Source organism: Amycolatopsis heterodermiae (genome assembly GCF_034929455.1).
GTDB lineage: Bacteria > Actinomycetota > Actinomycetes > Mycobacteriales > Pseudonocardiaceae > Amycolatopsis > Amycolatopsis heterodermiae.
Genome location: NZ_JAYFSI010000004.1, coordinates 451,833 through 466,495, shown reverse-complemented (window position 1 = coordinate 466,495; position 14,663 = coordinate 451,833). Strand labels below are relative to the sequence as shown.

Here is a 14,663-nt window from a genome sequence, read left to right as displayed (position 1 = left end):
CACGCGCGGTCCCGACACGCGAGGATGAGACGATCCGGGCGGCCGGAGCACCGGCACAGTCGAGCAGGGGACGGCGATGAGGAAACGACCGACGGCGATCTTCGTCCTGGGTGCCCTCCTGGTGCTCGTCAGCGCCTGCGGCCAGGCCAAGGCGGGCACGCCGCTGCCGAAGGGCGACGACGCGGCGGACTACGTCGGCGGCAAGTTCGAGCAGGTCATCGGCAAGCTCGAGGACAGCATCACCGACACCCGCGACGTCACCAACTCGCTGGACGCCTACTTCAAGTTCGACGACAAGTGGGTCCACAGCGGCGTGACGTCGGCCCGCACCGGCAACCCGGAGAGCCGGGCCGTGCGGCACCGCTCGCTGAAGAACCCCGACGAGATCATCGACACGTACACCCCGGCCGACGGCGCCGTCGAGTACACCTACCTCGGCCCGCTGTACGTGCAGAAGGGCGTCTCGCCCACGGCGTGGGTGTCGATGCCGAAGCCCGAGACCGGCCTGGTCCAGCCGTGCGTCTGGGGCGGCGTGCTGACCCCGTGCCGGATGGCCGACTCGACGGTGGACGCCTACAAGGCCGACAAGCGCGCGGTCCGCGGGGCGAAGAGCCTCGGCGACGGCCGGACGGCGCTGACCGTCAACGTGCCGTTCGACGTCTTCGTCAAGAACAAGGTCGAGATCCTGCCGCCCAGCATCACCAGCCAGGTCGGGCCGGAGCTGAAGAAGGCCATGGTGCCGACCACGATCACGCTGAACCCGGACGGCAGCCTGGTTTCGTTCGTCATGGAGGCCAAGTTCGGCGGCGACGGCCACCAGGTCGAGCTCAAGTACGAGTTCAAGTTCACCGGCAAGGCGAGCGTGCAGGACATGCCGCGGGTGCCCGACGCGTCGCAGATCACCGTGCTGCCCGACCGGGCGGCGATGGACGAGTTCTACCGCCGGCTCGGCGAAGCGCAGGGCAGCTGACCCCCATGGCCGTTCCCCACCGCCCGACCCGAGGTGATCTCCGATGACCCAGCCGCCCGAGCAGCAGCCGCAGTGGTGGCAGCCGCCGGCCACCCCGCAGGCCCCCGGCACCCCGCCGGCGTGGCAGCCGGAGCAGCAGGCGACCGGCCCGCACCCCGGGCAGTGGCAGCAGAACGACGGCCAGGGCGCGACGAGCGGGTCCTACACCGGCCAGTGGGCCCCGCAGCAACAGCAACAACAACAACAACAGCCCGGCACGAGCGGGTCGTTCTCCGGGCCGTGGCCGGGGCAGCAGCCACCCGCGGCGCCGTGGCAGCAGCAGCCGCAGCCGGGCCCCCCGAGCGGCGGCTGGCCCGCGCAGCAACCCCCGCAGCAGTTCGGCGGCGGGTTCCAGCCGGCGCAGTACGGCGGCCTCGGCGCGTTCGACGTGGCACCCGACAAGAAGCCGAAGTCGAAGAAGCCGTTGCTGATCGGCGGAATCGCCGTCCTGGTGCTCGTGCTCGGCGGCGGTGCCGCGTGGCTGCTCGGCGCGTTCCGCGGTGACGTCCTCGACCAGCAGTCCCTTCAGGACGGTGTGGTCAAGGTCCTCAACGAGAACTACGGCGAGCCGGACGTCAAGGACGCGCAGTGCCCGTCGAACGAGGCCGCGCAGAACGGCACCACGTTCGACTGCACCGTGAAGATCGGTGGCCAGGCCAAGAAAGTCACGGTGCGGGTGCTCAACGACCGTCCCGAGTACGAGGTCGGCGCGCCGCACTGACGTTCTTCCCTTACCCGCAAACGGAAAACGGCGGGCCCCGCACCGAAGTGCGGGCCCGCCGTGGTTCCCGGGGCTAGCGGCTCAGAACAGGCCTTCGACGGCGTTGTCCGTCGACTGGTAGCCGTCGGCGATCTGCGGCAGGGCGGCGGCGATCTGCGCCAGAACCTGCTTCAGGTCCTCGAACTTCTGGTCCCAGACGCGCTGGGCCTGGTCGTAGGACTCCTTGGCGTTACCGGTCCAGGTGGTGACCAGCGGCTTGAGGTCGTCCTTCAGGCGGTCGAAGGCCTGCTGCAGCTCGTTGCCGGTGCTGTTGCAGTCCTCGGCGGCCGCGTGGATGGTGGCGTAATTAACGACAATGCCGGCGCCATCGGGCATGATGTGCTCCTTCTGTGCTGGGAAGTTTTGGTGAATGGAAAGGAAAGATCAGGGGTGCGACTCAGCCGAGGGCGTCGAAGCCCTTGTTCAGCGACCCGATGACTTCCTGCTGCTGCTGCTCGGAACGGGCGTACTTCGAACCGGCCTCGCGGAGCAGGTCGGCGATGCGCTGCAGCGCCTGGTTCATCTGGCGGGCGTCGTCGTCGAACCGCAGCATCACGTGGTCGAACGCCTTCTGGGCCTGACCCTGCCAGCCGGCGCGGGTGGCCTCGATGCGGTCGCGCAGCGTCGCGAGGTTCTGGTCCATGCCCGTGCGGACCTCGGTCACGCGCGCCTCGGCGTCGGTGAACTGCTCCGGTGTTCCCTGGAATCCAGCCATGCTGGAACCCCCTTCGTAAGAGTGGTTGGCCGTACCAAGCTCGTTCGTTTGTACGGCCCTACGACGCAGACCATGCCATGTCCGGTTCCCTCTTGTCGTGCTTCGCGGGCAAGTAGTTGCTTGCGTGAACGCCCGCGCCGGGAACCGATTGCCACGGGTATCCCCGAAACTCCCCGAACCGGCGACACGTCACCCGGAAATGCGTTCCCCACCAGCGGGGTTAGCACACGCACAGCTAACGCCGAGTCGGCTCAGTCGTCGCGTTTCATGATTCGCATTTGGGAAAAGTCTTCGTCGTCTTCACTCGTTCGAGCGGTACGAGCGGGAGATTGCGAAAGCGAAGGAACCGAATCGGCCGGATCGGGAACCGCCGGGAGGGACAACCCGCGGGCGCGGCGGAACCGTTCGGCGGCCGCGCGCAGCGTGCCGGGCGTCGGGTCCCCGGACTTCGCGCCGCGTCCCGTTCGCTTCAGCAGTTCGACGTTTTCGCTGTGGTGGCGCCGGCTGCGCGCCTTCGCGTTCCCGGCGACGCGCCGGGCGTGCGTCACCGCGTCCTGGCCGATCCGCCGGAACGACGACGCGGCGCTCTCGAATTCTTCGGACGGCACCCGCGTGCCCGCCTCTCAGTTGAGGATCTCGACCGTGCGCACAGCCTGCGTGCAGGCGGCGGAGACCCGGTCCCGCAACTCGGCCTTCGCGTACTGGCAGCCGACGTGGACCCGGATCCGGCCCTTCGCGATGACGTACCAGTCGACCTGGAGGTCGGGCCGGTCCTTCTTGCTCTCGTGGTAGCCGATCACGGTCCGGCCCGCGTACGACAGGGCCGGGTTGAACGCACTGTACTGGGCGGGTTTCTCGTCCGCGCCCTGCTTGAGGAAGTCCACGAGCTTCTGCGGGTCCGCGGTCGCGTCGTAGTCCATGACGAACTCCTGCGCGACGAGCAGGTCGTTGCCGTCCGCCGACTCCTGGGGGTGGACGACGACCTGACGGTCGGCGACCCGGTCGTCGGTCTGCACCCAGTCGTCGGGGACGACGAACTTGAAGTCGTACTGCGAGAGCGTCCGGCCGGTCTCGGCCTGGGTGTCGTCGTGGGAGAAGAGGACCACCCCGCCGACGACGAGCGCGGCGACGACGACCACGGCGCCGGCCACGAGGCCCCACAGCTTCTTGCGGTTCTTCGCGGGCGGCTCGGGTGCGGACGCGCCACCGGGACGGGCCGGCGGCGGGCCGCCGGGGCCACCCTGGGCGGGCTGGCCCGCCGCCGGCGTCCACGGGCGGGCCACCGGCTGGCCGTGGGGCGGCGAGGGCGGCGGCCCGGGGCGGTTCGCGTTCGGCGGGCCGAACGACGGGGGCGGCGTGCGCGGCGGCACCGGGCGCGGGGCGACCTCGCCGGGGCGGACGACCTCGGTGCGCTGGGCCGCCGGGCTCTGGGCGCCGCCCGGCACCGCGCCCATCCGGGCCATCGCCTCGCCGGGCAGGGCGCCGGTGCGGTCCGGGTCGACCAGCACCGCGCGCAACGCGCCCCGCGCGACCACCGTCTCCGGCTGGTCGAGGCTCGTCGGCACGACACCGGTGCGCTCGTGCACCAGCCGGGAGATCATCGGGATCCGGCTCGACCCGCCGACCAGGAAGATCGCGGTGAGCTGCTTCGGGCGCAGGCCGGCGTCGCCGATCGCGGCGACGGTCAGCTCCACCGCGCGGCCCAGGGGCGCCGCGATCAGCCGTTCGAGGTCCTCGCGGGTGACGTGCGCGTCGGCGAACGGCGGCGGCATCGGCACGTCGGTGTAGGCGTGCCGCGACAGCGTCTCCTTCGCGCCACGGACGTCCTGGCGCAGGACGCGGCGACGGCGCCGGTCGACCATCTCGCGGCCTTCGACGAGCTGGCGCCAGGCGTCCTGCTCCCCACCCGCGACGAGCTCGCCGACGTGCTCCAGCAGCGCCTGGTCGATGTCCGCGCCGCCGAAGGCCGGGTCGCCCCGGGTGGCGAGGACCTGGAAACCGCCGCGCTGCGGCCGGCCGGCCCGGTCCCGCGCGGTGTCCGGCGGGAGCCGGCGGACGACGCTGACGTCGACGGTGCCGCCCCCGAGGTCCAGCACGGCCAGCGCGTCGCCCGGGCGGCCGCTGAACTCCACGGTGCGGTCGTTGGTCACGTCCTGGGGTGCGAACGTCGCCGCGTGGTAGACCGCCGCCGCGACCGGCTCGGGCACCAGCGCGACCTCGCGCGCCAGCCCGCCCGCGGCCTGGCGCAGCAGGCGGGTGCGGATGGCGCCCCAGTCCGCGGGGTGGGTCAGCACGAGCAGGTCGACCTCGGCCTCACCGGCCAGGCGCCGCGCTTCGGCGACCGCCCGGCCCAGCACGGCGTGCACGACGTCGGTGACGCGCAGGACGCTGTCACCGAGCAGCAGCTCGCCCTCGTCGATCCGGCGCTTGGGGTTCGGCTCGTAGCGCGACGGGTCGACCGCCGCCTGCCGCTCGGCCTCCTGGCCGACGAACAGCGTGCCGTCCGCCGCCGCGAAGACCGCCGAGGACATCAGCGGCTGGCCGTCGATCACCACGACCTGCGGGTCGCGCCCGTTCACCGAGGCGACGACGCAGGTGCTCGACGTCCCGAAGTCCACCGCAACCCGGACCGTCACCAGCAGCTCCCGCAGTATTCGTCGCGATCCCCCGCGCCACCGCGGCCGAGCCGGCGGGGCGCACCCTCGGGGAGGAACCTACCCTCCACCGCCGTGCGCCCCGCCGCGCTGTTCCCGATCCGGCCAAAAGCAGGCCGCCGCCCCCGCGGGGCGCAACCGTGCCGCGAAACCCTTCGGCCGTGACTGTGGCCGGATCGGGAACCAACGGCACAGCTCAGTCCGGTTGGATCCACGACACCTGAACCAGCTGCTTGCCCGCCTTGCGGGTCAGCAGGTTGCCCCGGCCCGGCGGCATCGCGCCGGCCTTGATGTTGCCGACCAGGGCGCCTTCGTCCCGCGAACCGTTCATGACCATGCCCGGCGCCGCGATCTCCTTGAGCTTGCCGATGATCGGGTCGTACATCGCCTTGCTCGCACCACCGGTGCGCCGCACGACCACCAGGTGCAGGCCGACGTCCTTGGCCTGCGGCAGGAAGTCGGAGATCTTGCGCAACGGGTTGTTCGTCGAGGTCGCCACCAGGTCGTAGTCGTCGACCAGGATGAACAGCTCCGGGCCCTTCCACCACGACCGCGTCTTCAGCTGCTCCTGCGTGACGTCCGGGCCGGGCAGGCGGCGCGTCATCGAGTTGAAGACGTCGGTGACCATGCTCTCCAGCTGCGCCGCCGACACGGCGTACCCGAGCAGCGAATCGCCCTGGACGAACCCGAGCATGCTGCGCCGGTAGTCGACCAGCAGGATCAGCGCTTCCTTCGCGGTGAACCGATCCGAGATGCCCCGGGCGATCTGCCGCAGCAGGTTGGTCTTCCCCGACTCGCCGTCGGCGAAGGCGTAGAAGTGCGGCTCGGCGTTGAAGTCCAGGTAGATCGGCTGCAGGTCCTCCTCGTTGACCCCGATCGGGATCAGCTTGGAGTCGCGGTGCTGATCGAGCTTGAGGACCTCGTCGTAGGTGATCATCTCCGGCAGCAGGCGGACCTGCGGCGCGACCCGGCCGCGCCAGGCGGCCCGGATCTTCGCCACCGCGTCCGCCACGCCCGAGGCGATGGTTTCCGGGTCGCTGGAGCCGTCGATGCGCGGCAGGCCGCCGAGCATGTGCAGCTTCTCCCGCGTCAGACCGCGGCCCGGGCGTCCGGAGGGGATGTTCACCGCGACGCGGCGGTCGATGTCCGACTCGGTCGGGTCACCCAGGCGCAGCTCGAACCGGGTGCCGATCATGTCCTTGATCGCCGGGCGGATGTCGGCCCACCGGTTCGCGGCGATGAACACGTGCACGCCGTACGACAGACCCTGGGTGGCGAGCCGGGTGATCGCGGTTTCCAGCTCTTCGAAGTCGTCGCGCAGGGCGCGCCAGTTGTCGACGATCAGGAACGCGTCACCGAACGGGTCCTGCTCCGGCCGGACCTCGCCGCGGCGCTTGCGGTTGCGGAACTCGGTCATCGAGTCGATGCCCATCGCCCCGAACCGGCCCTCCCGCTCGGTGAGCAGGGTGGTCAGCTCGGCCACGATCCGGCGGGCCTTGTCCGGCTCGCGCCGGGCCACGGCCACCCCGCCGACGTGGGGCAGGTCGGCCAGACCGGCCAAGGTGCCACCACCGAGGTCGAGGCAGTAGAACTGCGCCTCTTCCGGGGTGTGGGTCAGGGCCATCGACATGATCAGCGTGCGGAGCATCGTCGACTTGCCCGACTGCGGCCCGCCCACGATCACGCCGTGGCCGGACGCACCGGAGAAGTCCGCCCAGAGCGGGTCGCGGCGCTGCTCGTAGGGCCGGTCGATGATGCCGAGCGGGACCTGCAGGCGGCCGTTGCCGAAGAAGCCGACCGGGGACAGCCCGCGGTCGTCGGTCGGGTTCAGGTTCGGCAGCAACGTGTCGAGGGAGTTCGGGTCCTTCAGCGGCGGCAGCCACACCTCGTGCGCCGGCGGGCCCTGCCCGATCAACCGTGACACGATCACGTCCAGCTCGGACGGCTCGACCGCTTCCTCGGACTGCCGTTCCTCGACCTTCGGTGCCGCCTCGAGCAGCTCCGGTTCCGGTTCCTTCGGCAGCTCGACGAAGTCCGGGACGAACAGCTGCGGCCGCTTGTCGGCGCGGACCACGGTCGCGGCCGGGCCGGCGGCCTGGATGCCGGCCGGGCGGTAGGGGCCCGAGACGTAGGAGGCCTTGAACCGCACCAACGTCGAGGTGTCGAACTTGAGGTAACCGCCACCGGGGACCGACGGCAGCTCGAACGCGTCCGGCACGCCGATCGCGGCGCGGGATTCCGCGGCGGAGAACGTCTTCAGGCCGATCCGGTAGGACAGGTGCGAGTCCAGGCCGCGCAGCTTGCCCTCTTCGAGGCGCTGGGAGGCGAGCAGCATGTGCATCTGCAGCGACCGGCCCAGCCGGCCGATCGCGACGAACAGGTCGATGAAGTCCGGCTTCGCCGCCAGCAGTTCGGAGAACTCGTCACAGACGATGAACAGGGCGGGCAGCGGGTCGAGGTCGGCGCCGTTCTCGCGGGCTTTCTCGTACTCCCAGACGTTCTTGAAGTTACCGCCGTTCTTCAAGGCCTCCTGCCGGCGGTTCATCTCCCCGGCCAGTGCGTCCTTCATGCGGTCGACCAGCGTCACCTCGTCGGCGAGGTTGGTGATGACCGCGGAGACGTGGGGTGCCTTGTCGAGGCCGAGGAAGGTCGCGCCACCCTTGAAGTCGACGAGGACGAAGTTGAGCGTGCTCGACGAGTGCGTCGCGAGCATGCCCAGCACCAGGGTGCGGAGGAACTCCGACTTACCGGAACCGGTCGCGCCGATGCACAGGCCGTGCGGGCCCATCCCTTCGGCGGCGGCTTCCTTGATGTCGAGTTCGACGGGCTGGCCGTACTCGCCGACGCCGAACGGGACGCGGTAGCGGTCGCGGATCGGGCGGGGCCGCCACGCCTGCTGGACGTCGAAGGTCATCGGGTCGCCGGGGATGCCGAGCAGTTCCAGCAGCGACGGGTTGGACAGCAGCGGCTCTTCGTCGCTGACGTCCTGTCCCGCCGCGCCACCGACGCGATAGGGGGCGATGAGCCGGGCCAGCGACTCGGTCTCGACCACGCTGAGGGTGTCGGGGCGGCCGAACCACTCGACGCCGCCTGCGCTGCGGGCACCGAGCCGGTCGGCTTCCACGACCAGGCGCAGGCCGCGGCGGGCGGCGAGGTTGCCGATCGAGTCGGACAGGTCGATCAGGGTGACGCCGACCAGGCCCTCTTCGAGGATGATCTGCTCTTCGCGGGTCACCTCGGCGTCGTCGACGATGATCACGACGTGCGGCTGGTCCGGCGCGGGGGTCGCGTTGCGGGAGAACCGCTGGCGGTCACGCAGCTCTTCGTCGAGCCAGTTTTCGATCTGCGCCAGCGAACCCGCCATCATGCGGAGCTGGCCGATGCCGTCGGACATCGTGGGGTGCTGGGCGTGGGGCAGCCACTTCGCCCACTCCCACTCCTCCTTCGCGCGGCCCGCGGTGGCCACCGCGACCAGCACGTCGTCGGGGCTGTGGAAGGTGACCATCTGCGCGAGCATCGCGCGGGTCAGGCCGCGGGTCAGCGCCCGGTCGCCCTGCATGCTCACCGCGGCGAACCCGCGCAGGGTGATCTGGGTGGGCAGGTCCGGCACGATCGAGTGCGCGCGCACGAACCGGCGCAGCGCGAGGGTGGCGATCGGCTCCAGCTCGTCGACCGGCCCGGTCTGCGGCGGGACCAGCCGCGTCGCGAGGCGGTGCGAGCTGCGCCCGACGCGCAGGTGCAGGAAGTCCTGGTCGTTCTGGCGGCGTTCCCACATCCGGCGGCTCGCCGCGAGCGACCAGAGGGACTGGGGGTCGGGGTGCACCCACTCGAGCGCGGCCCGCTGGTCGACCATCGCCTCGCGGGCGCGGTCGCGCATCTGGCCCAGGTAACGCAGGTAGTCCTTGCGGTCTTCGTCCATCTCGGCGCGCTTGGCGCCGCCGCCCTTGCCACCGCCGCCGGCCATCATCCCGAGCGTGCCGACGACCATCATGCCGCCCATGGCCATCATCATCGGGTTCCGGTTGCTGGCCTGGAACATGAAGACCATCATCCCGAGCGACGCGACGATCATGACGATCGGCAGCGCCTTCATGACGATGTTGCCGGGGATGACCCGGGGCACCTCGGGCGGCGGCTCGAGGTGCACCTCGCCACCGGGCGGGCGCGGTGCCGCCAGCCGCGGCGACTTCTTGAACTGCAGCGTGCTCATCGAAGGACCCCTCATTCAAACTCGACGATGGCGGCCACCGTTTAGTGCGCAAGGTGCGCGGAACAACCTATCGAACGCCGCGGGGTAATTCCGCCGGATACCGGAACTGGGCGTCCCTGCCCTCGCAAGGCGAGTGTACGGCGCACCACCGACAGTCATGACCGGTCGCGGAAGATCGACTTTCACACTCTCGGTTACGGTCGGTTCACCCTCGGCGACAACCGTGCTAGGCATGAGTTGACGATGATCATCGATCGAGGAGGGGCACGTGAACGAGAGCACCTGGAAATTGGCACTGGCGGGCATTTCGGCGGCAGCGTTGCTGACCGCGACGGCCGCCGAAGCATCCGGCGCCGGCCTGACCACCGAGTCCGCAGCCGGGTGCCACGAGACACCTCACGAAATAGTCGGCGGCCGCTCACAGAGCCTCTTCTTCTGCGCCGACGTCGAAGGCGCGGCCGGCTCCTACTTGCGCAACACCCGCACCTATCTGGACCGGGCCGACTACGGTCCCGATCCGGCCCGCTGGGCGGGCTGGATCGCCGAGGGCCCGCTCGGGACCGGCCGGACCGCGAACGGCACCGTGCCCGGAGATCACTGGTGGCGGGTCTGCACCCACGAAGACGGCGGCCCGTACTACTGCACCCACTGGTACCACCAGTAGCCGACCGGGACGACCGCGGTCGTCGGTGAATTTCGGACGTTCGATGATGTCCGCACCCGGGTCCGGTATAAGTTCCCCCGGGAGCAGTCTCGATCGAGCGGGGGCAGTGCAGTGGCTACGGGCACGACAGTTTTCAGCAGGGTGACGGTGGTTGCGCCGTCCACCCGGATCGACGTGGCGTTGCCGGCCGACGTCGCGGTGGCCGATCTCCTCCCGATGCTGCTGGACATGGCCAAGGAGTCGTCGCCCGACGGCGGCGCCCGCCACGGCGGCTGGGCGCTGGCGAAGCTCGGCGACGCCCCGCTCGACCCGAGCCGCACGCTCGCCTCGCTCGGCGTCGTCGACGGTGAGCTGCTGCAGCTGCGCAAGCGCAACGAGAACCCGCCGCCGCCGCTGTACGACGACGTCGTCGACGCGATCGCCGAGTCGTCGCCGGACAGCTTCCGGCCGTGGACGAAGGAAACGGCCAACCGCTTCGGGCACGTCGCGGGTGGGCTGGCGCTGATCGCCGCCGCCGTCGCGCTGTTCCTGAGCGGCTCGTTCTACGGCGGCAGCGCGCTCGGCGCGGCCATCGCGGGCGGCATCGGCGCGATCGCGTGCGTCGCGGTCGGCGCGACGCTCGCCAAGGCCTACCAGGCCGAGTCGACCGGAGTGCTGGTCGCCGCGGCGGGCGGGCTGCCACTGGCCTTCGTCAGCGGCTTCTACATCGTGCCGGGCCTGTCGCTGCGGGCGAACCTGCTGCTCGGCGCGGTCCTCGTGATCATCGTCGCGTCGGTCTGCATCATGGTCATCGGCGCCGGCATCACGACGTTCATCGCGGCCGCCACCGCGGGCACCTTCGGGGCGCTGGCGTTCCTGTTCGGCACGCTCATCGCGCACCCGGCCCCCGGCATCGCGGCCGGCACCATCGCGGTCACCCTCGCCTGCATCTCGGTCCTGCCGCGCGCCACGATCTGGCTCGCGAAGCTGCCGCTGCCGCACGTCCCGGGCAGCGCGGAGGAGCTCAAGGAGGACTCGGGCTTCCCCGACTACCGGGCGATCGAGCGCCGCACGGCGATCGCGCACAACTACATGACCGGCCTGATGATCGGCTGCGGCGCCACGGTCGCGGTGTCCGCGGTCATCGCCGCCAGTGCGCCCGGCGTGTTCGGGATCATCCTCAGCGTCGTCGCGACGCTCGTGCTGCTGCTGCGTGCCCGCGCGTACGCGAACGGCAGCCAGGCCATCGCGCTGCTCACCACGGGCCTGGTCTCGGCGACCGGCATCGCGATCGGCTGGCTGACCACGTCGAGCCCGCAGAACCGCCTGTTCATCGTGTTCGGCGTGCTGATCCTGCTGGCCGCGGGCGCGCTCGTGGTCGGCGTGATCTTCCCGAACCAGCGCTTCTCCCCGCCGCTGCGGCGCACCGTGGAGATCATCGAGGCGCTCTGCATCGCGTCCGTGCTCCCGCTCGCCCTGGGTGTGATGGACCTCTACACCACCCTGCGGCACCTGAACTTCAAGTGACCGGGCCAGGTGACTCTCGGATGGCTGTAGGACACCGCTTCGGCCCGGCCCGGCGGACCACGACCGCGTTGCTGGCCGGCACGATCGGCCTCCTGACCCCGCTGGCCGTGGCGCTGCCGGGCTGGGCGCAGACGGCACCCGCCGACGGCTACTTCGCGACCCCGCCGCCGGTGGACATGAGCAAGCTCATCCCGGATTCGGGCCAGCCGGACAAGAAGTACAAGCAGTCGAAGGGCTGCGTCCAGCGCGCCGTCCTCGGCCAGACCGTCGTGCTGAAGAACCGGCCGTGGGGCCAGGACTACCTGCAGATCTCCAAGGCGCAGGAGATCGTCAAGGCCGCCACCCCCGACCATTCCGCCGGCGGCGGCGTGAAGGTCGCGGTGGTCGACACCGGCGTGACGCCGCACCCCTGGTTCCAGGACCGGATCAAGTCCGGCGGGGAGTACGTCGCGACGCCCTCGAAGGCCCAGCCGGGCCTCGAAGACTGCGACGGCCACGGCACCGAGGTGGCCGGCATCATCGCCGGCAAGCCGGACAACCCCGAGGTCGGTTTCGTCGGCGTCGCACCGGACGCCACCATCGTGTCCTACCGCCAGCTGAGCGAGAACTACGAGCCCGACACCTCGACGTCGACCCCGCCGGCGAGCAACACCGCCAGTGGTACGCCCTCGTCCAGCACCAACCCGCCCTCCGGAACCGAGTCCTCACTCCCGCCGTCCGGCAACGGTGGTGGCGGAAGCGGCTCCGGTGACGGCGACCGGACCTCACCCGGGCAGACGAACGGCGGACGGCAGCTGGAAAAGGCCGGCACGGCGGGCACGCTGAAGACGCTGGCCGAGATCATCCGCGGCATCGCCGACCGCAAGGCCGCCGACGTCATCAACATGTCGGTCGACAACTGCCGCCCGGCGACGGGGTCGATCACCGAAGGCGAGCAGCAGGTCCAGGCCGCCGTGCACTACGCGGCGTCGGTGGGCATCGTGATCGTGGCCGCCGCCGGCAACGCGACGGACACGTGCCCGCAGAACGACCAGCCGGACGCGAGGAAGCCCAAGACGATCGTGACGCCGCCGTGGTTCGCCGACGACGTGCTGTCCGTCGGAGCCATCGACGAGACCGGCAGTGTGGCGCCGTTCAGCGTGCACGGCCCGTGGGTCGGCGTCGCCGCTCCCGGCACGCAGATCACCTCGCTCGACCCCGCCGAGGGCTCCCCGGGCCTGGCGAACCTGACGTTCGAAAGCGGTGACAAGGCCAGCCCGATCCAGGGAACGAGCTTTGCCGCGCCGTACGTGGCGGGCCTCGCGGCGTTGGTCAAGGCCAAGTTCCCGCAGCTCGACGGCAAGGGCATCGTCAACCGCATCAAGCAGACCGCCCAGCACCCGGCGGCGCCGGGCGGCCGCGACAACTTCGTCGGGTACGGCGTGATCGACCCGGTGGCGGCGCTGACGCAGAGCCTGCCGTCCGAGGTCGGGAACCAGGCGCCGATCCCGGGCCCGCAGATGGCGCAGCTCCCCCCGGCCAACGACCACAGCTCGACCCCGATGATCGTGGCGCTGGCCGGCACCGGCGGCGGCCTCGTGGCCCTGCTGATCACGCTCTTCGTGATGCGCACGATCCGCCGCAACCGCCCGGCCGAGACCGGCCCCGGCCGCTGAACCCCCGCCGCCGGCCCGCGCCCGTTACTGCGGTGCCGGCGGCTTCTTCGGCTTCGGCTGCGGGTTTTCGTCCTCGCCGATGACCGGCGGCGCCACCAGACCGGGCTCGCCCAGCAGCTCCGACGACTTGATCATCGGCCGGTTCTTCGACGGCCGGCGGCCCTGGCCGCCACCTCCGCCGAAGGCACCGAAGCCCATCATCGGCATCATCGGCATGCCCGACGCGCCGGCGTTCGCCGAGCTGTCCGGGGCGGGGGCCGGCTGGGGCGCGGCCGCGGCGGGTTGCTGCGTGTCGTCCGGCGTCGCCACCCCCGTGTGCTTCGGCTCCGCTGACGACGGGGTCATGACGTCGTCCGAAGACGGCGTCGTCGCGTCACCTTCCGCGGCGGAACTCTCGGTGAGAGCGTCGTCGTGCAGCTTGAAGCGCTCCTGCGGGTACCGGTGGTTGATCTCGACGCTGCGGGAAGCCACGTCGGGATCGTCGACACCGTCACAAAGCCGGTCGAACGCCTCGAGGACGTCCCGCGCGGTCTCGTACAGGGCCTTCGCCGATTCCTGCGTCTCCTGCAGCTGCGACCGCGCCCGGCGGGTGCCGCCGTTCGGGAGCGTCATCGACTCGGACGCCAGATCCGCCGCGTCCACCAGTACTTCGACGAGATCGACGACGACGTGCCGCAGGGTCGTCACCAGCTCGTCGAGCGCGCCGGCCAGGACCTCGAGCGCCTCCCGGACGTCGCCGCCCGCCGCGCCGATCTCGCGGATGTAGGCGACGAACGCGTCCGCGTCCCGTCCTTCCCAGCCGCCGTCGAGACGGCCGAGCCGGTCGTCGAGCCGGGCGGACACCTCGGCGGCCGTGGCGGCGGCCTGGCGCAGCCGGCCGGCTTCGGCACCGAGCTCGCTCCACCGGCCGATCAGCGGGCGGAAGTACGTCTCGACGGGGTCGATCAGCCCGAGCCGTCCCGAAAGATCCGTGAGGTAGGCCAGGTACGGCTCGGCCGTGGCGGCGATCTCGTCGCCGTCCGCGTCCGGCCCGAACACCAGGGCCGGCACCGCCGGGGCCACGGCGGTGGCCCGCTTGGACAGCGGGTGCGGGATGGAGTCGGTGGAGCCCTCCGGTTCGGCGAACATCATTCGAGCCTCCCGGCGCGCTTGATCAGGTCCGCGGCTTCGGCGTCCTGGTTGCTGTGGCGCGTCGCGACGCGCTCGAGGGCCTCGGCGGCCGACCGCAACGCCTCCGCGCCGTCGGCGAGCTGCTGCCGCAGCGCACCCGACGCGCGGCCGTACGACGCACCGAGGCCGATCCGGGCCCCCAGCGCGCCGTAGGACTCGTCGGAGACGCCTCCCCCGCCCACGTCGGCCGCGGCCGAATCCAGGTCGGCAGCGGCCTCCTCGGCCGTCTTGGCGTACTCGGCGACGGCAACGCCGTCCATCCTCAAGCCGGCCACGGCACCCTCCGCTCGCCCAAAAGACTCGTCGAGCGTGTGACGCGC

General features: G+C 71.2%; 12 protein-coding genes. 5 read left to right on the top strand and 7 right to left on the bottom strand.

What is annotated here, in order from left to right:
• Window positions 1-76: 76 nt before the first annotated feature.
• On the top strand, window positions 77-970 hold the full coding sequence (locus VA596_RS21290; protein ID WP_323329549.1) for a hypothetical protein: 894 nt from the start codon (window positions 77-79) through the stop codon (window positions 968-970).
• Window positions 971-1,013: 43 nt separating this feature from the next.
• Entirely contained in the window at window positions 1,014-1,730 is a 717-nt protein-coding gene (locus tag VA596_RS21285; RefSeq protein ID WP_323329548.1) for a DUF4333 domain-containing protein, read from the top strand.
• A gap of 81 nt (window positions 1,731-1,811) precedes the next feature.
• On the opposite strand, the gene VA596_RS21280 is transcribed toward VA596_RS21285, so the two are convergent.
• From VA596_RS21280 to eccCa, 5 genes are all read right to left on the bottom strand, one after another.
• The gene (locus VA596_RS21280; RefSeq protein ID WP_323329547.1) at window positions 1,812-2,105 is read right to left on the bottom strand and encodes a WXG100 family type VII secretion target; all 294 of its coding nucleotides are present in this window, start codon (window positions 2,103-2,105) and stop codon (window positions 1,812-1,814) included.
• Window positions 2,106-2,166: 61 nt separating this feature from the next.
• A complete protein-coding gene (locus VA596_RS21275; RefSeq protein WP_323329546.1) occupies window positions 2,167-2,484 on the bottom strand; it encodes a WXG100 family type VII secretion target in 318 nt (105 codons plus the stop codon).
• 251 nt (window positions 2,485-2,735) lie between these two features.
• Window positions 2,736-3,032: a hypothetical protein gene (locus VA596_RS21270; RefSeq protein ID WP_410171911.1), complete on the bottom strand. Its 297-nt coding sequence runs from the start codon at window positions 3,030-3,032 to the stop codon at window positions 2,736-2,738.
• A 75-nt stretch (window positions 3,033-3,107) separates the two neighbouring features.
• The gene (locus VA596_RS21265) at window positions 3,108-5,120 is read right to left on the bottom strand and encodes a type VII secretion-associated protein (protein WP_323329544.1); all 2,013 of its coding nucleotides are present in this window, start codon (window positions 5,118-5,120) and stop codon (window positions 3,108-3,110) included.
• Window positions 5,121-5,334: 214 nt separating this feature from the next.
• Complete coding sequence (gene eccCa, locus VA596_RS21260) at window positions 5,335-9,348, bottom strand: type VII secretion protein EccCa (protein WP_323329543.1); 4,014 nt, start codon at window positions 9,346-9,348, stop codon at window positions 5,335-5,337.
• Window positions 9,349-9,616: 268 nt separating this feature from the next.
• On the opposite strand from eccCa, the gene VA596_RS21255 reads away from it, so the two are divergent.
• The 3 genes from VA596_RS21255 (at window position 9,617) to VA596_RS21245 (ending at window position 13,173) form a co-directional block, all read left to right on the top strand.
• Window positions 9,617-10,012, top strand: a complete 396-nt coding sequence (locus VA596_RS21255) for a hypothetical protein (RefSeq protein ID WP_323329542.1) — start codon at window positions 9,617-9,619, stop codon at window positions 10,010-10,012.
• A gap of 141 nt (window positions 10,013-10,153) precedes the next feature.
• The gene (gene eccD, locus VA596_RS21250) at window positions 10,154-11,518 is read left to right on the top strand and encodes a type VII secretion integral membrane protein EccD (RefSeq protein ID WP_323329541.1); all 1,365 of its coding nucleotides are present in this window, start codon (window positions 10,154-10,156) and stop codon (window positions 11,516-11,518) included.
• 20 nt (window positions 11,519-11,538) lie between these two features.
• On the top strand, window positions 11,539-13,173 hold the full coding sequence (locus VA596_RS21245; protein ID WP_323329540.1) for a S8 family serine peptidase: 1,635 nt from the start codon (window positions 11,539-11,541) through the stop codon (window positions 13,171-13,173).
• A 24-nt stretch (window positions 13,174-13,197) separates the two neighbouring features.
• On the opposite strand, the gene VA596_RS21240 is transcribed toward VA596_RS21245, so the two are convergent.
• Window positions 13,198-14,304, bottom strand: coding sequence for a WXG100 family type VII secretion target (locus VA596_RS21240; protein ID WP_458364013.1), 1,107 nt, complete (start codon window positions 14,302-14,304; stop codon window positions 13,198-13,200).
• Complete coding sequence (locus VA596_RS21235) at window positions 14,301-14,618, bottom strand: hypothetical protein (RefSeq protein ID WP_323329539.1); 318 nt, start codon at window positions 14,616-14,618, stop codon at window positions 14,301-14,303. The genes VA596_RS21240 and VA596_RS21235 overlap by 4 nt, the downstream gene beginning before the upstream one ends.
• Between the last annotated feature and the right edge of the window lie 45 nt (window positions 14,619-14,663).